Origin of the sequence: Granulicella paludicola (genome assembly GCF_025685545.1) — a bacterium.
Taxonomy (GTDB): domain Bacteria; phylum Acidobacteriota; class Terriglobia; order Terriglobales; family Acidobacteriaceae; genus Granulicella; species Granulicella paludicola.
Map to the genome: position 1 here is coordinate 25,683 of NZ_JAGSYC010000021.1, position 20,954 is coordinate 46,636.

The following is a 20,954-nucleotide window of genomic DNA, read 5'->3' on the forward strand; positions in this document are numbered from 1 at the left end:
CGCACGGAACGATGAGCTGGATCGTACACAACCTATGGCTCGTGGCTGCGCTGCCCTTTGCGGCCGGCGGAGTGATCTCTGTGATGAAGCAGAGGCAGCGAACGCTGGCAGCGGGACTGGCCGTGGGCTCGATGGCTTTGTCGTTTGTGCTGGCGCTGATGGCGTTTGTGCAGGTGCTCACGAGCCATGGGGAGGCGACGCGACAGTTTTCAAACTTCGCGTGGTTTCAGTTTGGAGCAGAGTGGGTTCGGTTGGGATGGCTGCTCGATCCACTGACGGCCGTGATGCTGGTGATGGTGACGTTCGTGGGCCTGCTGATCTTCATCTACAGCATCGGCTACATGGCTGAGGATGAAAACTTCAAGCGCTTCTTCTGCTTTCTGGCACTGTTTGCGGGCGCGATGCTCGGCGTGCTGATTGCGAATAATCTGCTGCTGCTGTTTATGTGCTGGGAGATCGTCGGGCTAACGTCGTATCTGCTGATCGGCTTCTGGTATGAGAAGCCGAGTGCGGCTGCCGCTGCAAAGAAGGCGTTCATTGTTACGAGGATTGGCGACCTGGGACTTTTTCTCGGAATGGCTTGGCTTTATGCGCAGACAGGGACGCTGCTGTTTTATGACGCAGGACGTGGCTGCCTTGAAGCGAATGCGCTGACCACGCTGGCGATGCATACGACGGTGTTCGGGCTGACGCTATCGTCGGCCATCGGGATTCTGATTTTTTGCGGATCGGCCGGGAAGTCTGGACAGGTGCCTCTGCATGTTTGGCTGCCGGATGCGATGGAAGGACCCACGCCAGTGAGCGCGCTGATCCATGCAGCGACGATGGTGGCAGCGGGTGTCTTTCTGTTGGCGCGGGTGTATCCGCTGCTGTCGGCGGGCGTCACGCATGGTATGACCACAACGGTGGCGCTGCAGGTGGTGACGTGGGTGGGAGCGATCACCGCGCTGTTCGGTGCGTTGGTGGCCGTGGCGCAGTGGGACATCAAGCGCATCCTTGCGTACTCGACTATGTCGCAGTTGGGGTACATGATGATTGGGCTGGGGACCGGGGGCGTGTCCGTCGGAATGTTCCATTTGATTACGCATGCGTTCTTCAAGGCGCTGCTTTTCCTTGGCGCGGGGTCTGTAATTCATGGCTGCCATGGCGAGCAGGACATCCGCTTTATGGGCGGGCTGCGCAAAGCGATGCCCGTTACGTTTGCGGCGTATAGCTGCGGTATGCTGGCGCTGTGCGGAGTGCCACTGTTTTCGGGCTTTTGGAGCAAGGACGAGATTCTGCACTCGGCGTTTGTTTGGAACCTGTCGCGTGGGCCTTTTTATATCGGAGCGATTGGAGCGCTGCTGACTGCGTTCTACATGACGCGGCAGATGATCTATGTGTATGCCGGGACGACTCGACTGGCTGCGGAGTCGACCCATGGAGAGCACGGCCACAGCGGGGCGCATGAGAGCCCGAAGGTGATGACGGTGCCTTTGCTGATTCTCGCAGTGCCTGCGGTGGTGCTGGGCTTTTTTGGAACGCCGGTGTGGCCCTGGTTCCAATCGTTTCTCGAAGGCGATACGGCCAACGTAAGCTTCGGTGCGCTTGGTGGTGCTTTCCCATTGATGATCGTCTCTTCGCTGATTGTGTTTGTGGGCCTCGGGCTGGGATGGTTGCTATATGGCCGCAAGCTTATCGTCGATGTCGGCGCGCTCGATCGGATTGAGAGTGCGCAGCCGGGCCTCTTCCACCTGCTTAGTGGCGCCTTCTACATCAATGAACTGTATGCGGCGACGGTGGTGAGGTTCACGCTGGTGGCTGCGAGTGTCTCTGCGTGGCTTGATCGTTGGATCTTTGGCGGCGTGGTGCGAGCGATCTCGACCATATTTGTGTTGTTCGCCAAGGTGGACAGCTTTGCGGATACGCATGTGGTGAATCGTGGTTTCGATGCGGGCTGTGGCTCGGTGTCTTATGGAGGGAGTTTCCTATCGAAGCTGCAAGCTGGAAAGGTTCAGCGCTACCTGAAGTTTGTGGGCGTTGCACTCTTCGTGGCGGTGGCACTGCTGTTCTGGGGAGGCAAGGCATGAACGCTTTCCCCTGGTTGAGTCTGCTTACCGCGTTGCCTGTCGTTGGAGCGGGGGTTGTGCTGGTGGCTGGCGCGAGGAGCGACCGCGCCGCTCGCTTCCTCAGTGTGGGCTTTGCTGTGGGCGCGCTTTGCATCGCGTTGCTACTGTGGCATGGGTTTGATGTAAATGTGGGCGGCATGCAGTTAGTTGAACAGCATGCGTGGGTGCCGGCACTGCATATTCAGTACCACCTCGGTATCGATGGACTGGGCCTGTCGATGCTGTTGCTTTCGGCCATCGTTACGCTGATCAGCCTTGGGGCTTCGTGGAAGATTGAAGACCGCGTTCCTCTGTACTTTGCGTTGATTCTGCTTGTAGAGGCATGTCTGTTTGGAGCGTTCACGGCTCTGAACTTTATTCACTGGTTTACATTCTGGGAGCTTTGCCTGATCCCGGCATTCTTCCTGATCAAGATATGGGGAGGTCCGCGACGAACCCCTGCAGCCACGCAGTTTCTGGTGTATACGATGGCCGGAAGCGTGGCGATGCTGCTGTCGTTCCTGGCGATGTACCTGGCGGCGAACACATTCGAGTTTGAGGAGCTGGCCACGATTGCGCAGAGTGGGCGACTCCTGCCGAGCCTTGCGGCGAGTTCCAGCTGGATGCACCTGACGCCAGAGCATCTTGGTCTGGTGATCTTTGCGGGGGTCTTTCTCGGCTTCGCGGTGAAGGTGCCGGTGATTCCCTTCCACACCTGGCTGCCGGATACGTATGCGGAAGCGCCAACAGGCACGACGATCCTGCTGACCGGCGCTATGTCGAAGATGGGGCTCTACGGATTTCTGCGCATTCTGGTTCCGATCTTTGCTCCACAGATGCAAAGTGTGCTGACTCCGCTGCTCTGGATGGCTGTGGCAACGGTGGTGCTGGGGTCGCTTTCAGCGATGGCGCAGACGGACCTGAAGCGCATCTTTGCGTACTCGTCGATCAATCACCTCGGGTACTGCCTTCTCGGGATCTTTGCTGCAGTTCGTTACGCTGGAAGCGACGCTCAGCTTTTGACACAGCGAGCAGCAGCGCTGAGTGGAACGATGCTGCAGATGTTCAATCACGGGATCACGGCGGCTACGATCTTCTGGTTCGTGGCGATTCTTGAGACGCGATCAGGGGGAGCAAGAGAGCTTTCGGATTTCGGGGGGCTTCGCAGGAATGCGCCTGTGCTGGCAGGAATGATGGGGATCGCACTGTTCTCTTCGCTGGGGCTCCCGGGGCTGAACGGATTCATCAGCGAGTTCCTGATCTTCAAGGGAGCGTTTCCGCTCGCGACGTGGGCGACTGCGCTGTGCACGATCGGGCTGCTTATTACAGCGGTCTTCATCCTTAACGTGATTCAGCGGGTGTTTAGCGGACCGCTTCAGGAACGTCACAGCAACTTCTTGGACCTTAGCGGCAAGGAGCAGATGCTGTTGGCTCCCGCGATCGCCCTGATGTTTTTGCTTGGTCTCGATCCGCAGATTCTGCTCAGCCACCTCAACGCAACCGTACTTCAACTGACAAACACGATTAAGTTCTGATCGAAGGACAGCAGACGCCCTGACCATGCTCGCGTACACGATCTACATCTCGTTCTTCGGCGCTCTTGTTGTGCTGCTGATGCCCAAGGGAAGCCGCATGGCAATCCGCACCGTGGCGTTGCTGTGCGCTATCGCTGGGTTCGCGCTGGCGCTTACGGCCTTTGTGCAGCATGGCACCGGAGAGTTGACGACGGTAGCGCTTGCACCATGGATACCCTCGCTCGGCATCCACTATCATCTTGCAGCTGACGGGATCACGCTGTGCCTGGTGCTGTTGACAGGCGTGGTCGCGATTGCGGGCGTTCTGTTTTCGTGGAACATCGAGCAGAGGGTCAACGAATTTTTCGCTTTCTACCTACTGCTGATCGGGTCGGTGTATGGAGTGTTCCTCAGTTACGATCTCTTTCTGCTGTTTGTATTTTACGAGATCGTGATTGTACCGAAGTACTTCCTGATTGCGATCTGGGGATCGACGCGGCGGGAGTATGGCGCGATGAAGCTGGCGATCTATTCGTTCGTTGGCAGCGCCATGGTGCTGGTGGGACTGATCGCAGCGTATGTGGTAGCGGGATCGCATTCGATGGACCTGGCTGCACTGGCAAGCTACCGCTATCCCCTGCACTTTCAGATGTGGGCGTTCCCACTGGTGTTTACGGGGTTCGCGATTCTTGCTGGCTTGTGGCCGTTTCATACGTGGGCACCGACGGGGCACGTGGCGGCACCTACAGCTGCGTCGATGCTGCTGGCTGGTGTGGTGATGAAGCTCGGAGCGTACGGGTGCCTCCGCGTGGCGATGACGCTGTTTCCGCTGGGACTTAGCTCCTGGGGATTTCATGTGCTTGGCTTCGGTTCATGGCGGGATGTGTTTGCGGTGCTGGCCGTGATCGGCATTTTGTATGGCGCCCTGGTGGCGCTGGTGCAGAGCGACTTCAAGTTCGTGATCGGCTACTCGAGCGTGAGCCACATGGGTTTCATTCTGCTCGGACTGATGACGTTGAACCAGATCGGCATCACCGGCGCCGTAGTGCAGATGATCTCTCATGGACTGCTGGCGGGACTGCTGTTCGGAGTTGTGGGCAGAATGCTGTACGACCGCACCCATACGCGCGAGCTAGGCAAGCTCGGTCCGATGAACCTGAGTCGTGCGCTGCCCTTTGCGACGGTAACGTTTGTGCTGGCCGGGATGGCGAGTATGGGGCTGCCCGGGTTCAGCGGGTTTGTTGCGGAGTTGATGATCCTGATTGGAGCGTGGCGTGTGTCGCCGCTGTTGGCGATCGGCGTTGGGTTGGGCATCGTGACCGGTGTTGCGTATGTATGGCGAGCGATGCAGAAGGCCTTCTTTGCAGAAGCGACAACGATCATCGATCCGCATCCACCAGCACCGATCACGCTGCCGGAGAAGCTTGGCACCGGATTATTGCTGGCCTCGAGTATTGCTGTGGGTTTGTACCCGCAGATGGTGCTTCGGCTGATCGCACCCGCACTCAACACGCCGCTGTTTAGCGGGCTGCACGGGGGAGGCTGGTAATGACACCACTCCCTTATCTGCAGTTTCTGCATGCCTCGCTGCCGCAGGTAGCGCTCGATGTAGCGGCACTGATCGTGCTGTTTACGGACCTTGCGATTCGTAAGAAGTCACTAAGACTTCGTTTCAGCGTGGCGACGGCAATCGCATCGGCCGGGTGCATTGTGGCCATCGTGCTGTTGCTGACCGCACATTCGCAGGTGAACCTGTTTGATGGCATGTTCGTCACGACTATTTTGTCGGCCCATGTTCAAGTGGCGATCCTCGCACTAACGATCGTGACGTTGGTGCTGTCGATCGATTCGAGCTTTACGGAGCATGTGGGCGAGTTTGTCGTGCTGGTTTTGCTGGCAGTGACTGGCATGATGTTTCTCGTGAGTGCGCGGAATATCCTGATCACGTTTGTGTCGCTTGAATTGCTGAGTCTTGCGCTGTACTCACTGACGGGGTTCGACAAGCGTAGACCGCAGAGCGCAGAGGCTGCGTTGAAGTATTTCCTTTTCGGCGGCATCTCTGCGGCTTTCCTGCTTTACGGATTCACTCTGCTCTACGGCATCGCGAACTCGACGAACTATGCGCAGATCGGAGCGGCTGTCGGAGCCAGTGGATTGACGCCGCTGGTGGTTGTGGCGATGGTTACGAGCATCATCGGCTTCGGGTTCAAGGTGGCTGCCGCGCCCCTGCAGTTCTGGGCGCCGGATGTGTATCAGGCCGCGCCGAATCCGGTGGCCGGATTTATTGGTTCGAGTTCAAAGGTAGCCAGCTTCTTTGCATTTTTTGTCTTGATGACCTCTTGTTATGGGGCCGTCGGAGGCAGCGCTGCGTGGGAGAATGTCCATGCAGGATGGGTGCCGGTGGTTGCTGTTGTCGCGGCGCTGTCGATGATCGTCGGCAATCTTGGGGCGCTGGCACAGAGTGGACTGCGCCGCTTACTGGCGTACTCAGCGATCGCTCATGCAGGTTACATGCTAGTCGCGGTGGTCGCACACGGTGCAGATAGCCTGGGCACACTGCTCTATTACGTGACGACGTATAGTGTTTCCGTGCTGGGCAGCTTCGCGGTCATTCATGTTGTGGAAGAGAGCGAAGGTAGCGATCAGCTTATCCACTTCAATGGATTGAGTCGGCGAGCACCACTGCTTTCCATGTGCCTGTTTGTATTTCTTCTCTCGCAGGCAGGGATTCCACCGCTGGCCGGATTCTTTGGAAAGTTTTTCTTATTTGCCGCTGCACTCCGTGGAGCAGATGGGTCAGGACTTGTGTGGCTGGTGGTGCTGGCGCTCGCCATGAGCGCGGTCTCGCTGTACTACTATCTGCAGGTGCTGAAGCGGGTGTACGTGTCAGAGCCTCCAGAGATTCGGGGCAGGTTGCGCACACCTCGACAGATGCTGACGGTCATCGTACTTCTGGCCGTGGTTGTGGTGCTGGCGGGTGCGCTGCCAGAGACTCTGGTTCGCTGGTTTGGCATGATCGTATAGCCCGCGAGGCGCGCCATTCGGGGGCACTGCACGGCAGAAATGAACCGTGCACAGCTTCCGATCAGATTTTGAGAGGGGCTTTGGTAGCGTTACCGGGGCTCGAACCCGGACTCTTCGCCTTGAGAGGGCGATTTTTGAGGTTTGCAGAGGCTTGCAGGGAGTCGCATCAAATAGTGCAAAATGTTCATTTATATGCACTTCTAGCCATATAGAGTCTTGCAATGGCCTGCACGCGAGTGCAGGATTATCGGTACAAAAGTGCCACCAAAGTGCCACCAAGAATTTTATGATGGTGGTGGAGGTGCGCGATGGCAAGGAAGCCGAAAGAGGTTCGAGGCATTAAGTTCCGTCCTGATCGGGGTACGTGGGAGGCTCAATACAAGGCCGATGGAAGCCGCGTTCGCAAGAACTTCTTGGACCACGAAGCTGCGGTTGTCTGGCTGGAAACAGCCAAAGGGCTACGTCACAAAGAGGGTGTCGCTTCTCTTCCCTCCAGCGCAGCGGAACCTCTCCTGACATTGGCTGAAAAGAAAGAGTTGAAGGAACACAGAGCTAACAGCCTCCTGATTGAAGAACTATGCGATCAATACCTTGCCCATATCCAGAACCCAAACAACCCCGAACGTCCGAAGGACCAGGTGAACCCTCCACAACGTCTCGGAGCCATCAAGGAGGCGTTTGGCGACCGTTCGGCAGTTTCCTTGGAGCCTCACGAAATTAAGGATTGGCTTATCTCCCTCGGTCTGGCCGCTGCAACGCTAAACCGCTACAAGTCCACCCTGTCGGCGGTGTATACGTACGCGAAAGAGCGGAAGCTGGTGGAATCCAATCCCTGCCGCGACGTCTCCCACTTTGCTGTGACTCTCGGCTATCCACGTTGGATGAGTGATGCCGAAGAGGACAAGCTCCGTGCTGTCTTAGCACGGTGGATTGAGAAAACACCCGTAGACTACGAGATGACCCGCCTGGAACTGCGGGAGCATCCGAATGAAATCACTGTCGGCTCTCAAACAGGTATGCGGAAAGGTAATCAGTACGCACTCACTTGGCCCGACATCAACTTCAAGCTACGCCTGATCACCTTGCCGGATACAAAGACGGGCGTACCGCATACAGTCCCAATGACGAATGACGTGCATGCGGCCCTCAAGGATCAGCAGGAAATTCAAGATCGGATGCGGGAACTCAGAGGCGACAGAGAAACGACGCGCATGAAACTCGACGGCAGGGTTTTCACCATCCGGGAGAATCGCGAGTGGTTTGAGAAAGCCAAGCGCGAGGCGGGTATCAATGATCTTGGATGGCATCAACTCAGCCGACACACCGCCGGTTCACGACTTGCTGCCAACAACGCGAATCAGAAGGTGATCCAAGAGGTGCTAGGACACAAGACAATTGCGATGAGCGCTCGGTACACACACCTGAGCAAAGCGCATGTATCGAGTGAAATGAACGCGGCTCTATCACGATCTCGCAATGTATAGGTAATTCATGAACCCTAGCTTCTCTTCGAGAAGAGAGGAGCAGATATGCTCCTCATATCGGGCGTATTCCCGTCGCGCAGGCGGCAGTCAGGGCCGTGCATAGCACGCCGCACAGAGGGCGCAGCGCCTTGACGGACGCTACAGCGACGGGTATCCCTGGCAACGAGAAATGATTTATTCCTGGGATGAGGTTGCACCCAGTGCTACACTGCTTGTAATGAAAACTCCGGTTATAGATCCCGTGAGAACTTTCAAGACTTCATGGTTTGCGAAAGCGGCTCGAAAAGCGCACATCGGGGACGATGAGCTTTGCGCCGCGATTTTACAAGTCATGCAGGGGCAGGCGGACGACCTGGGAGGTGGCGTCTATAAGAAGCGCCTGCGAAAGAACCAGTACCGCTCCATCATCCTGGCGAGGGCAGGCTCATTTTGGATTTACGAATATCTGTTCGCCAAGCAAGATCGGGCGAATATTGACAACGATGAGCTGGTCGAGTTTCGCAAGCTCACGAAGGTTTACGGGAGCCTCACACCGAAGCAAGTGAATCGGCTCTTACAAGATCAAGACTGGATGGAGATTTGCAATGACAACTAAGCGTAAGTTCAAGAGCGAGGCTTTTGAAGCAATCCATTCTTCCGCGGCGGCCCTGCATAGGGTTGGAGCGATCGACAAGACCACGATGAAAGGCTTTGACGACGCCTGTTTGACGACACCCCCGGCCCTGAAGCCCGCACAAATCAAGAAGCTGCGACTACGGCATCGCGTCAGCCAACCTGTTTTTGCCCGTTATCTGAACACCAGTGAGTCCACCGTTGAAAAATGGGAGACGGGAGCCAAGCAGCCGAGCGGAATGGCATTAAGGCTTTTGTTTGTCGTAGATAAGCACGGTCTGGAAGCTCTGGTCTAGCAGAACACTAACTCGGGGCGCGAACGATTTCATCCTGTGCGGTCAGATGGATAAGTCACGATGTTCTCGGGATGGTCGCAACCGGCATACCTTCGTAGGTCCATTACAGGGATTAGGACTCGACCACCAATCCGTCGCGTAGGCAAACGCTTTGAGGCAATTAAGTAGTCGAGCGCACGTTGACTAATAGATAGAAGTTGAGCAGCCTCTTCGCGCCCTACCAACAACTTATTTTCAGGAGCCACCGTGACCCTCTGTGGAGGCTTTCTGCGGTTAGGCTTGAACGACAGCTCAGTGTTCTCCTGTCGCGACGGCTTCGATCCGCCTCGGTCGAAATCAATGACTCTCTCTGCCGACATATGCCCATCCCCTGTTATAGAAGTTGTGGTTCTATGCGAAACTGCCCTGCCCCTCTACGATCCCCTTGCAATAACGCCTTCATCTCTCCAGTACTGATGCCTTCAAAGGCCTAAACCGAATCCCATACTCAACTCCACGTCGTGCTTCGGCGTTACGATCTTCGGTTGATGTAAATTAACAGCCTGTTCCGGCTTGTAGGCGCTCTGGTGCGAAACATCATGCCCTAATACCTTTGGCAACTTCTCCAAACTATCAGTAAATATTTGTGCGTCGAATTGGCCGCGCGAGATCGAGACATATGCCATGCGGCTGTTGAGCAAATCCTTTGCAGCAAGCTCCGTGTCTACATTGACCAGCACACGCTCCGCAGTCTGGCCCTGGCTGGAGTAGCTGGTTACGGCGTAGCCGTGGTCAAGATGCGGATGGTGTTGCGGATTGAAATCGATGTGGCGCTCATCGTCCAGCCTCAACCGCATCAGTCCATCCCGTCCGATACTCTCCACGGTTCCCAAGTCACGATTCGCAATCTTCAGCTCACGGCTGGGCGCAGTGAACTGTACTCGATCACCCACCGAAAACTTCCTCTCCTGCTCCCGGTAGACGGAGACTCCAACTTGGCGGCGCGGGTCATAGGTAGTCTGATCCCCATTCGCCCGTGCCACGGTCAGAGTATTCTCCTGGGCATTCACAGCGAGGACGCGTGTGTATTCACCCTTCTCGATACCGGTCTCTTTCGATGAGCGCGAGTACCGCAAGATGTCATCGACCTGGTATCGCTGCGCCCAACTGCGGTCCGCACCAGTCATCTCCTGACGCGGAACAAGCGTCCGCACGGAATGCTCTTGCTTGCTCACAGCACCACGCGATTGCAGCTCATCGTGTATCCGCTGATTGATCTCACTGCGGGAACGATTGTCCGGCGAAACAACCAATGTTCCGGCGGGAGACTTTGCATACTCTCGCGCAATGGCCGCGATACGTTCATCATGTCCCTTTACCTGATGCACACGGCCCTGCTGGTCAAGGCTTTCGACGGCGGCTCCGACCTGGCCGCGAGCCAACTGTTCGACGACCTGTTTCAACTCTGGATCGGGCTGGCGAACGATGTCATTCAAAGTGGCCGTCCGCATCCCGGCTTCCTGTAACTGAGCGAACGGACGCCCCGCTTCAACGGCCTCATGTTGGCGGCTGTCTCCAACCAACAGCACGCGATCGTTCCGATGGAGACGTTCGATGAATTCGTGCATCTGGCGCGTAGACGCAAGCGAGGATTCGTCGAGCACATATAAGCGCTTCTCTCCTGTGTCCGGTTGCGCCCCTTTGGCAAGATGACGCTGGAGAGTTGAGGTCTCCATGCCGGCCTCGGCCAGCTTGTGTGCAGCGCGAGAGGTCGGCGCAAATCCTTCCACCCTGTAGCCCTGCGCTTCAGCACCCTCGCGGACAACGGAGAGCGTCGTTGTCTTGCCTGCACCGGCAACGCCATCTAAGCCGACAATCTTCTCGCGACTGATGAAGATCTCATCGACCGCCTTGCGTTGGGAACGGTTCAACTCAGGATGACGATCTTCTGTCCAGATTCGTAACTGTGACGACACCAACATCGGATCGCTATAGCTCCACTGATTGCCGCGCTGCATATGGCCAACGATCTCTCGCTCCATCCGCATCATCTCTGCAGTCGTATACAACGGTGCTGCTCGGCCATCTGTTCTAGCAATCTCCCGAAACTCCCCACGCGCTACCCGCTGTTCAAACTCCTGTCGCACCTGGCTGTAGGAAGCCTGTCCCATACTGCGGTCTATAGCCGCTTGCAGGATCGCGCGTTCGTCCTGAACAGCGGAGCGTTCAAAGACATGGTTGCGCGAATACGTCACTGACTGTTGCGCCGTCTTCTCCGGCTGCACAACATGCCGCTGTTCGTGTGCCTTTGCGACGACACGATCCGCTTGATTGCCGAACCTAGCAGCAAGCTCACGGTGCTGTTCCAAGACTTCTTCAGGCGAATGGAGTTCCTTGCTATCGCGGGTACGATGAGCGGCAACCTGCGCCGCGCCCGCACCTTCTCTTCCAGTCTCCTGCAGGTGTTCTTTGATCTGCACACGACGCGGACTCGACGCCTCCAGATACTCTTGCGAATATCCTTTGATTTCAGGCTGCCCATGCTTGCCGCGTTCGATCTCGTAGCCGAGGCCCTGTAGCTTCAGCGCAAGCTCGGATCGGTAAACGGTAGTCGCATACTGTTGCGACTGGAATAAGCTGCGCTCTTGCAACGCGCGCGTCTGCCCATTCTCCCGTTCGGTCACGTTGAAAACGACCGCATGTGTGTGAAGCTGTGGTGCAGCATAGCCGTCTACGGGACGCGCGGTGTCATGCTCGAAGGTTGCGGCAACGAACTTGCCTGTTGTCTCTGGCGCATGGACGTTACCAATGCGAGCCTGTGTATACCGTTCCAACTCCTGCAATGCCACGCGGACACTTTCGCGGTGCGCTTCACGCACGCGATCATCGCCACCCACAAGGGCCGTAAGCGAAACAGACTTGGGTGCGGAGAACGTCGCATCCCACCCTGCTCGATGTTCCGAACTGGTGATCTGCTTGCCGTACTGATTCTCGTAGGTCCTTGCGGGCTGATGCTTGACGAGCTGCACGTCATTCGCTGGATGCCGTCCTTCGCTCAATCGAGCAAACTCTTCAGCGCCTACATTGCCATGCAAGCCCCACTCCTTGGCGAGGCTCCCCTGCCACTCGCTATGCCCCTGCTGGTCTCTGCTCCAGTAGTTCTGTCGTTCGGAGGTGAACTCGCGCGCGTGGTACGTTCGTGCTTGTCCAGCAGATAGCGATTTAGAGATAGTCAACATACCTTGGCCCGTGAGACAGCAGATAGTTACTGTCTTGATTCCCATCGTAGCCGAGATTTGTGGATAAGTGGGTCCTTATTGCAAACTATTTTTCTGTTTATGCTCGCTAAAACCCCTATGGATATTGGTTATTTCTATCTTATCCAAACCCATTAGTGGAGTAATCGACAAGTAATTCGAGTGGCAATTACTCGATCAAAAGAAGAGTTATAGCTAACTCAATAGAGGCTTGAGAACAGTCTCAAAGAAGACATTCGTCGTGAGTCCCAACTGCTGTATTCAATGCTCGATGCGGGACGTTCAGCCTCTCAAATAGCTTCTCGTCAAGCAGCCCTTTGAAGCGAGTTAGAGGGAGACTAGCAGGAAGGCTGTCTATGCTGTTTCAAGCTGAGTAAAGAGATGCGAAGTTGGTCGGCGATATGACCGCGATGACTCCGGGACATCAGAGGTTTATTTGCTACTCAATCCACTTCGATTCGTCCCACGGTTCTGACGGCGCCTGTGCCGCATCCGATGCTGACAATCCAGGGAAGATAGTCCGTCGCTGGGACGGTGGTTTTGCAGGGTTCGAAGTGAGTGGAGTTGCCGGTTGCCGTGCAGTGGGAACCTGGTCTCGAACTTCCTTCGATACTGGTTGCGAACTCCAGCGAAGACTCTGTGCATTTGAGGACTTGTTGAGACTGGATCGACGGCTAATTGCAGCACTTAAGTTCGACCATGTGAGCTGAGTTTTTCTCTCATTGATCCAACGGGTAATTTGCGACCGAATTCGAGCGACAATCCCATCTCGATTGGCTGGCCAATCTTCTCCATATTCCGATGACCACTTTGGCTCCGAAACCTCTCGTCGAAGTCGTCTCCACTCTTCCCCAATCTCGTCCTTCATCATGAACGCCAGATACGCAACGACTACCCAGGTCGCAACACCATAGACCAACGGTTCATTCATCAGTTGACGAAACGTTTTGCCATCGTAGAAATCTTCGCGCAGGAGCATTTCGAGTTCGGAGGAATCCATGCTCTCCGGGGGAGTTCTCTCTATACCCGTCCATCCTTGTTCAGCAGCCGCAAACGTGAGTGCCAAAGGGAGATCATTTTGGCTTCCTTCGGTGACATCGAAGGCGAACAGCCAATGTCTTTTACGGCCCGGAGCCGTCTCCATGAGCCATCGGATTTGAGTCAGAGCATTGGGTTGATTTGCAGTCTCGGAGCTGTGCCAATATGCCGCCAAGTAGTACCGTTGAAGTGGCTGGACTTCCCACTGAACCCATGCCCAGAAGCCGAGCAATGGCAGGCATGGAAGAAGAGTCAAGATCAACGCGATCCGCCAAGGAAATGCAAACCGAATGCGGGATAGTTTCATTACGGCTTGTCCGTGGGTTTGGGACTCTTCCGGCGACGCCTTTCGGCCATGTAATCTTGCGCTCTTTGCTCCTTAATGGAATCCGAATAGGCTGACATCTTACGCAAGTCTTCGGTAGTCAATGGGCCTTCTGATGCTCCTGCGAACAGATTCAACATGAGGGAGCGCATCCCCATCATTTCAGCAAGGAGTATCTGGTCGGTCTGTTCGTCGTGATGGGTGCCACGGGCCTGCGCCAAAGCTGCCTCACGCAGCCATTCCCCAACCTTCTTCCCGGCGATTCCAGCCGCCGCTTCCACCTCACCGAATTCAGCTTCGGTCAGACGAGTAGCGATCGACCTTCCCCTGGCAGTTTCGTTACCAGATCGACCAGGGGCAGGTTGAGCGTTTGTTTGCGTCTTGTCGATAGAAGAGGCCATTGGTATACCGTGCCGCCATGCGCGTACTGCAACTTTGGATGCGGTCGCATCTTCCAGCGGTATCCACTCGATCCGCGACGCTTTCCCTCGTACTACCCCCGGCAATTTGGGCCGTTTACAAATGAAAACGCCAGAAAGCTGTTTTATTGAAAACAAAGGAGTTCCCGCACGTAAACGAATCGGTGCTTTGCAGTTCCCTATTGGGGATGACGTGTCAGCCTTACACCCGCTGCGCAGCAGCGTGCCTTTCGCATTTAGCTATACGGGCGCGGACGAGACCGACAGGAGAAGTTCGCTCCGCTATTGTGCGGGGGTGGACTAGTCACATTACGCCAAGAATCCACCCCTCGATCTGAGCAAACAGGCGGTCTGCTTCAGATAGAGGCGGACTGGCAAAGGTCGCTAGCGATCCGTTGCTGTCTGCCTGTCTCATCCATGCTGCGATGGAGTAGGCGTCGTGTTGATGACTGTCGCGGCTCCCCTGGGCAAAGCTCCTACTCCAAAGCGCTGGATAGACCTCCGCCACAACCGACTTCCCCACTGGCAACTGCCATCCTTCGAAGGGCCAGAAGTGATACGACCGTCTGCTTTCAAATCGATATATCGCAGCCAAGGGAGACCGCTGTGAGTAGACTTCGCAACTGACCCTTGCACGTCAAAATGAAAGACCGACTTCGCACCCCGAGCACGGATTTCGGTAACGCGCCTCCACCTCGCATTACCGGATCGAGCAGTTGCATCATCGCATACTCCATCGCGAACAAAATCGACATAGGTATGGTCATCATCTGTCGGCCAATGACGTTGAAAGTCTTTCAGAAAGGCTCTCCAATCGAGCGGCAAACCATGCTCTGTGAAGTACCTGAGCGGGAAAGAAAAGCCGTGGTCGATGCCGACAAGCGTCGGGACATCTTCGGACAAAACCTCCGTCAACCATTCTGCGATCCCGCGCCGTGTCCAATACTTCCTCGCACTAGGGGCGGCTGGACTTCAACCGGCGGCGAGTTTCTGTCCGCGACATATACATGCAAGCCTTTGAGGCTTGCCACAGGGGTTTCCGCACCGGAATAGTCCACCCCGACATACCTCTCTCGAATGCCAATGGCGCATCCAATCAATCACCTCTGACAACTCTGTGTGGGCTTCACCATAGATCAAATCTCCAGGTCAACGGAGCCCCTACAATCTGCAGTATCAACTTCCTCTTCTCGTCGTGCTGTTTCATGACCGTTAAGGCCAGCCACGCGTCAGCTACTTGATTGTGTAGCGTGCCCCGCGCCCCTGCCCGACCTGATGCAGATATTGTTGTTCCGCCAGCTTCTTGACGTGCACCTTGATGGTGTTGCGGTTTGCGCCGGTCGAGTCCTCAATTTCCTTGACGGTGACTTCGCCGCGCGTCTTCGCCAGCTCCAGTATCTGGCGAGAAAGCGCGGGCAGGGATGAGCGAAGAGCCTGCTCCTCCTTTACCTTCGCCGCGAGATTGTTTTTCTGCTTTGCCATCGTCTTCAGGAAAAAGACCAGCCACGCTTCCCAGTTCTGCTCTTCTTTGCGGATCGTTTGTTGAGTCCTGCGGAGGGCCAGGTAATAGCTGTCCTTGTTCTGCTCAACCACGCCTTCCATAGAGCTGTAGGGGACGTAGCTGTACCCGGCCCGCAGCAGCAGCAGGGTCGTTAGCGCACGCGATAGCCTTCCATTGCCGTCCTTGAACGGATGAATGGCGAGGAACACCACAATGAAGATCCCAATCAGGATCAGAGGGTGATGGCTCTCCTCTTCCACGGCACGGTTGAACCAATCGACAAGGTCCTTCATCCATCCCGGCGTTTCAAACGGCGACGCCGTCTCGAAGACAACGCCCAGACTCTTGCCGTCAGGTCCGAATGCCTCGACGTGGTTCGTGACGGTCTTGTACTGGCCGCGATGATCCTGATCCTTGGAACTGTATTTGAGGAGGACGCCGTGGAGCTGTTTTATGTGATTCTCGGTCGAAGCGATAGCCGCGTAGCCCTCGAAAATCATGTCCATCGCATCGGCGTAGCCCGCGACTTCCTCCTCGTCGCGGCTGGCAAATGACTTGGTATGGAGCCCGGAGAGCAGCTTCTCCACCTCCGCATCGCTGAGCTTCGACCCCTCAATACGGGTGGACGACCCCACGCTCTCAATGGTGGCAATACGCCGAAGCGTAGTAAGTTTCTCAGGGGCGAGGGTTTCAATGACCGTCCAGCGCCCCTTGAATTCGTCGATCTCGGCGATGAGCTTAAGGATTTCCGGGGTGATCGTAATGTTAGTGATGCGGTGCATGGCTGATATCCATTTTTACCCATTTATAGCCGTTTTGCACCCGATCATAGCAAATATCCGTTTCTACCCATTTTCACCCATTCGGCACAAGGGGCGGGGTGTGGCTCGTCGGCTTTGCTGCCTTCACCAGTCCTATCGCCCTCCCGCTGTTTCTTTTCCATGTGTTCTTCGGACACATGAGAAGAAGACATTCTTCTCATATTCAGCGCCTCACCCGGAGCGGAGGCGTCGGTCAAGGCTGCGCGATTTTGCGCGCCGCGCAGCGGGCGAAGCGCCTTGACGGACGCTGATGCACGCAGTCATCATCGAACCCGTCTCCTGTGGGATTTCCCTGCTAACAGGGAATAAATCGGTCGTATCGAAAAAACATTATCAGGGGAACAGGGATTCACAAAGCGTTATCAGGGAATGTTTCTCGGAGCTTTTGGTTCCTCTATCTCGACGGCTTGGGGGGAGATGATGATTAGCGGCCATCCTGACGGTGACATTTCCCTGCCCTAATTGTTTTACCTGGACAGATCTCTCTTTAACAATAATGTTGAGCAAAAGGGGCGAAGACCCGCGGGAGCCCAAGCGAAAAGACACCCCAAACGGTCGGAAGCGGGAATTGCGCTATTTTGTCACCGGCTCGGGCTCTGCCTGCGATGGCAAATACTCCCGGCTCATTGTGACGTAGCCTTCGCGTGCTGTCTTCTTGCCACGCTCGCGATAGAGTTCTTCCTCCTGCGGCTGCCATGTGTCGAGGCCGTCCACATAACGGTTGTACATGCAGAAAGCCGCTGCGATCAGGACTGTGTCGTGGATCTCCGTGTCCGTTGCGCCTTGCGCCCTTGCGGCGGTAACGTCTCCGGTCGTCACTTGCTTGCCGCCCATCTGCACCTTGGCAGCGATCACCAGCAGCGTCTTCAGCTTGTCGGAGATTTCTGCCGATTGGAAGTCAGCTTTCACGCGCTTCACGAGATCGTAATCGTCGTTCAGGCAGGCTGCGGCGATGGAGCCGTGAACCGTCTGGCAAAAATAGCAGTCGTTCAGGTAAGAGACGTAGGTCGCGATGAGTTCGCGGTCGCCCTGAGGTAGCGAGTTCGGCGCGTGCAGCAAAGCTTCTGCAAGTTCGTTGAGTGGCTTCGCTGTCTCCGGCCTAAATGCCATTGCGCTGCGGATGCCCTGTAGTCCTTGCGGCAAGTTGATATGAGGCACGGCGTCTCCTTTGGTTGCAGATGCGCGTCAAGCATACCTGAGGCGAGGCTTCCATGAGTAGGTGGAACTTCCTCTCCACCTTCCGATGGATGACAGCCTTCTTCGTCGTCCGTAGGATTTCGCAGAACTTCAAACAACTCATCTCCTGCTGCCAAGTTTCTCCGCAGGTCTCAGTGTTGTGAAGTTCCACCTTTTCTGGAGTCATCCTGTGAAGCGTCTGTTTCGTATCCTTCTAGTCGCCGTCTGTCTTGGCTCCTCTGCCCTCGCAGTAAAGGCTCAACTGCCCACGGGCTCAATAGATGGCGTCAGCAAAGACCCGAGCGGAAGGGTTATTCAGGGCGCAAAGATCTTGGCAACGGACGATCGGCAGGGTACGGTGCGCGAAGTCCGAACGAATGTGGATGGGTCTTTCACACTCCCGAACCTAGCGCCCGGAAGCTACACGCTTGTGCTGACTTCGAGTGGCTTTGCCGATGTCAGTTATATCCACATACAGGTCGAACCCGGCAAGGCCACAACGCTCGACACGACCTTCCAGATGGCTTCGCAGGCGAGCGCGGTCACCGTCGGCGCGGTCACCAGTCATGAGATTGATCTGACGCAGTCGATGCTGCAAGGGCAGATCACCTCGGCAACAATCCAGAGCATCCCTCTGAATGGACGCAACTTTCTCGAGCTTGCCTTCTTGATTCCGGGCAATCGCCCCGCCCCCACTTTCGACCCCACAAAGACGAACACGCTGGAGATTTCTTCAGCTGGTGGCTTCGGTCGTGGCGGCAACATCCTCGTGGACGGCGCCGACAATAACGATGAGGTAGTGGGCGGAACGTTATCGAACTTCCCGCAGGATTCGATTGCACAGTTTCAGATTGCGACCGCGCGTTTCACCGCGGAGGTAGGCCGCTCGGGTAACAGCATCATCAACATCGTAACGAAGTCTGGCGGAAACCAAACGCATGGCTCGGCATTCCTGTTCGAGCGCAATCGGCACCTGCAGGGACTGCCCGCCACCTTCGATCGCTCGCAACCGGTGCCGCGCTTCGACCGTGAGCAGGCCGGTGGATCTATCGGTGGCCCGTTCCAGCGGTACAAGGCCTTCTACTTCTTGTCCTTCGAGTTCCGCGATCAGAACGCGGCGATCCAGACAGGCACACGCGTCTTCTCGACGACGCCATATGGCGGAACGCCGTACTACGGACACATCATCAACACCGCAGCACCTGCACCGCTGCGTGACCTGCTGCTGTCGAACCGCGTCGACTACCACCTCGATAACAACGATAGTTTCAGTCTGCGCTACAGCTATAACCATTCAACCGACACGGCGCAGGCCTCGGCTGCGCAGGCCACTCCATACTCTACAGCGGCTGAACGGCAGAACGCCTTGAACCGCTTTCACTCAGCGGTGGCTACATGGACACGCCTTATCGGGTCGAAGATGACGAATGATTTCTCCGTCCATTACGACAACTTCTACAACAATCTTCCGCCGTTCCCGCAGAATGCCTCGACGACGAACCCAGCGCTGGGTCTGACAAACGAGCTTTTATTCCCTGATCTTGCAGATGGTGCAAACTTCAACCTTCCGCAGGCCACAAGGATGAAGCGTTTTCAGTTTCGCGACGCCTTCACGGCTGCTATCGGCAACCATACGCTTCATGCTGGTGCGGAGTTCCAGCATTACCACGTCAACGGCCTCATCAATGTCTTCGGCACCGGCTCCGTTATCCTTGTCTCCGACTTTGCGTTTCAGGATTTGAACGGCGATGGCGTCGTGAACGATCGCGACATCCCGGTTGCTGTCGGTATTCACAGCACGGCTCCGATCATCCCCGTTCCGATTCCCAGCATCACCAACAACTACACGGGCCTGTATGCGCAGGACGACTGGCGCGTCTCGCGCAGGCTTACGCTGAACCTCGGTCTGCGGTGGGAGTATGACTCCGATGCCACAGGACAGGACGCCGCGCATCAGCCGTGCGCTTCGCTTAACTCCGCACCAACGACACCCTGCACATGGATGGCGAATATCCTTCCTCTGCACAAGTATCCTGATACAAAGGACTTCGGGCCGCGCGTTGGATTCGTCCTCGATCCGTTCGGCAAAGGCAAGACGGTTGTACGTGGCGGCTATGGCATGTACTACGACCGCGTGATTCTGGAAGCCGGTTCGAAGGAACTCGTGCAGAACGACCGTGCGCTCACCGTCACACAGTACGGCGGTTCGAGCTGCATCATCCCGGGCACGCCTGCGCCAGCAGCGCTAGGAAACTGCTTTGCGCCGGGCGCGCGCTTCGCGACTGGAAGCCCGATGATCAACTCGGCGTTTACCGGTCCTCACCAGACAGGCGGCGTTGGTATCGTTGCGCTCGGACCGGACTCGCATCATCCTCTGTTCGAACAATTCTCGCTCGGTGTGCAGCAGCAGTTGCAGAACAACTGGCTCGTCAGCGCGGATGGTCTCCACGTCTTTGGCACGCGCGAGTTGATTGGCCACCTGCTCCGCAACACGACCTCTACCTCGCCCTATGTCCAATGCCCAGGCAGCAATGCGCTTTGTGTCATTACCGATCCGCTCTCGGGTATCAGCGACAGCGTAACTATTCTCGATTCGTCAGCGAAGAGCTGGTACGACGGTCTGCTGGTTAGTGTCGGCCGTCGCTCCGGGCACATTGGGCACGTAGGCTACGACTTCAACTTGAGCTATACGCTCTCCAAGACCTTTGACTACTCTGACGACGATCAGCTGGAGAACGGCAACGCCGACGAGCAGGTGAACCTGGTAGAAAGCGCGTCGGGCCTTCGCAAAGAAAAGGGCTATGCATTGACCGATGAGCGCCATCGGCTGACGCTGTATGGCGAAGCGAAGCTGCCCTTCGGATTCAGCCTCGCGCCGCTTTACACCTTCGGCTCTGGTGTTGCAGCAGATACGTTCTTGCCGAGTACCGATGGGGTGAATGGTTCGACAGGATCGCGGCTTCCGCTGTTGCCGCGCAATGCGCTGGGTCGTCAGATCAGGAACAGCGACCAGCTCAACGCCGTGATCGATCGTTGGAACACACTGCCTGCCTGCCCTGCGGCGAACCCCTGCAATGTCGGCGGTACCATTGATCATGTTCCAAGTGGCATCAACTTCTTCAGCCCGTTCAGCTCACTGGATATGCGCTTGCGCAAGGACATCCATCTTCACGACGCACTTACGCTGAGCCTGATCGGCGAAGGGTTCAACCTCTTCAACGAGGTCAACATCCGCGGAACGAACAACGCGAACTTCGCGGGTCGCAACATTTCCATCAATCAGTCGCCCACCGCCCCTCCCCCCTTATCGCCGGTACCAACGCAGGGCAGCTTCTTTCAGGCGGATACAGTCGCCGGAGGCTTCTTTGGCTCCGGCGGTGCGCGCGCATTTCAATTAGCCGCACGATTGGAGTTCTGATTG

The 20,954-nt window shown here is 56.3% G+C and carries 14 protein-coding genes; 8 read left to right on the plus strand and 6 right to left on the minus strand.

Annotation, left to right across the window (positions count from 1 at the left end):
- Positions 1 to 11: 11 nt before the first annotated feature.
- The 7 genes from nuoL (at position 12) to OHL14_RS04700 (ending at position 9,017) form a co-directional block, all read left to right on the plus strand.
- Positions 12 to 2,069 carry an NADH-quinone oxidoreductase subunit L gene (gene nuoL / locus OHL14_RS04670; protein WP_263378162.1) on the plus strand — a complete coding sequence of 686 codons (2,058 nt, stop codon included), beginning with the start codon at positions 12 to 14 and terminating at the stop codon, positions 2,067 to 2,069.
- Positions 2,066 to 3,622 carry a complex I subunit 4 family protein gene (locus tag OHL14_RS04675; RefSeq protein WP_263378163.1) on the plus strand — a complete coding sequence of 519 codons (1,557 nt, stop codon included), beginning with the start codon at positions 2,066 to 2,068 and terminating at the stop codon, positions 3,620 to 3,622. Before nuoL ends, OHL14_RS04675 begins: the two co-directional genes overlap by 4 nt.
- 25 nt (positions 3,623 to 3,647) lie before the next feature.
- Entirely contained in the window at positions 3,648 to 5,150 is a 1,503-nt protein-coding gene (locus tag OHL14_RS04680) for a complex I subunit 4 family protein (RefSeq protein WP_263378164.1), read from the plus strand.
- Positions 5,150 to 6,625 (plus strand): NADH-quinone oxidoreductase subunit N, encoded by a 1,476-nt coding sequence (locus OHL14_RS04685; protein WP_263378165.1) that lies wholly within the window; start codon positions 5,150 to 5,152, stop codon positions 6,623 to 6,625. The genes OHL14_RS04680 and OHL14_RS04685 overlap by 1 nt, the downstream gene beginning before the upstream one ends.
- A gap of 308 nt (positions 6,626 to 6,933) precedes the next feature.
- Positions 6,934 to 8,109 carry a tyrosine-type recombinase/integrase gene (locus OHL14_RS04690; protein WP_263378166.1) on the plus strand — a complete coding sequence of 392 codons (1,176 nt, stop codon included), beginning with the start codon at positions 6,934 to 6,936 and terminating at the stop codon, positions 8,107 to 8,109.
- A gap of 217 nt (positions 8,110 to 8,326) precedes the next feature.
- Positions 8,327 to 8,704, plus strand: coding sequence for a type II toxin-antitoxin system RelE/ParE family toxin (locus OHL14_RS04695; RefSeq protein WP_263378167.1), 378 nt, complete (start codon positions 8,327 to 8,329; stop codon positions 8,702 to 8,704).
- Entirely contained in the window at positions 8,694 to 9,017 is a 324-nt protein-coding gene (locus OHL14_RS04700) for a helix-turn-helix domain-containing protein (RefSeq protein WP_263378168.1), read from the plus strand. The genes OHL14_RS04695 and OHL14_RS04700 overlap by 11 nt, the downstream gene beginning before the upstream one ends.
- A gap of 29 nt (positions 9,018 to 9,046) precedes the next feature.
- Here OHL14_RS04700 and OHL14_RS20180 read toward each other — a convergent pair whose 3' ends face one another.
- From OHL14_RS20180 to OHL14_RS04725, 6 genes are all read right to left on the minus strand, one after another.
- Positions 9,047 to 9,376, minus strand: a complete 330-nt coding sequence (locus OHL14_RS20180) for a helix-turn-helix domain-containing protein (RefSeq protein WP_396270896.1) — start codon at positions 9,374 to 9,376, stop codon at positions 9,047 to 9,049.
- Positions 9,377 to 9,478: 102 nt separating this feature from the next.
- Positions 9,479 to 12,235, minus strand: coding sequence for a MobF family relaxase (gene mobF / locus OHL14_RS04705; RefSeq protein WP_263378169.1), 2,757 nt, complete (start codon positions 12,233 to 12,235; stop codon positions 9,479 to 9,481).
- A gap of 457 nt (positions 12,236 to 12,692) precedes the next feature.
- Positions 12,693 to 13,598 (minus strand): hypothetical protein, encoded by a 906-nt coding sequence (locus tag OHL14_RS04710; protein ID WP_263378170.1) that lies wholly within the window; start codon positions 13,596 to 13,598, stop codon positions 12,693 to 12,695.
- A complete protein-coding gene (locus OHL14_RS04715) occupies positions 13,598 to 14,017 on the minus strand; it encodes a hypothetical protein (RefSeq protein WP_263378171.1) in 420 nt (139 codons plus the stop codon). Before OHL14_RS04715 ends, OHL14_RS04710 begins: the two co-directional genes overlap by 1 nt.
- Positions 14,018 to 15,268: 1,251 nt before the next feature.
- Positions 15,269 to 16,318 (minus strand): Fic family protein, encoded by a 1,050-nt coding sequence (locus OHL14_RS04720; protein ID WP_263378172.1) that lies wholly within the window; start codon positions 16,316 to 16,318, stop codon positions 15,269 to 15,271.
- Positions 16,319 to 16,930: 612 nt separating this feature from the next.
- Positions 16,931 to 17,515: a carboxymuconolactone decarboxylase family protein gene (locus OHL14_RS04725; RefSeq protein ID WP_263378173.1), complete on the minus strand. Its 585-nt coding sequence runs from the start codon at positions 17,513 to 17,515 to the stop codon at positions 16,931 to 16,933.
- A gap of 208 nt (positions 17,516 to 17,723) precedes the next feature.
- On the opposite strand from OHL14_RS04725, the gene OHL14_RS04730 reads away from it, so the two are divergent.
- Positions 17,724 to 20,951 (plus strand): TonB-dependent receptor, encoded by a 3,228-nt coding sequence (locus tag OHL14_RS04730; RefSeq protein WP_263378174.1) that lies wholly within the window; start codon positions 17,724 to 17,726, stop codon positions 20,949 to 20,951.
- Positions 20,952 to 20,954 lie beyond the last annotated feature (3 nt).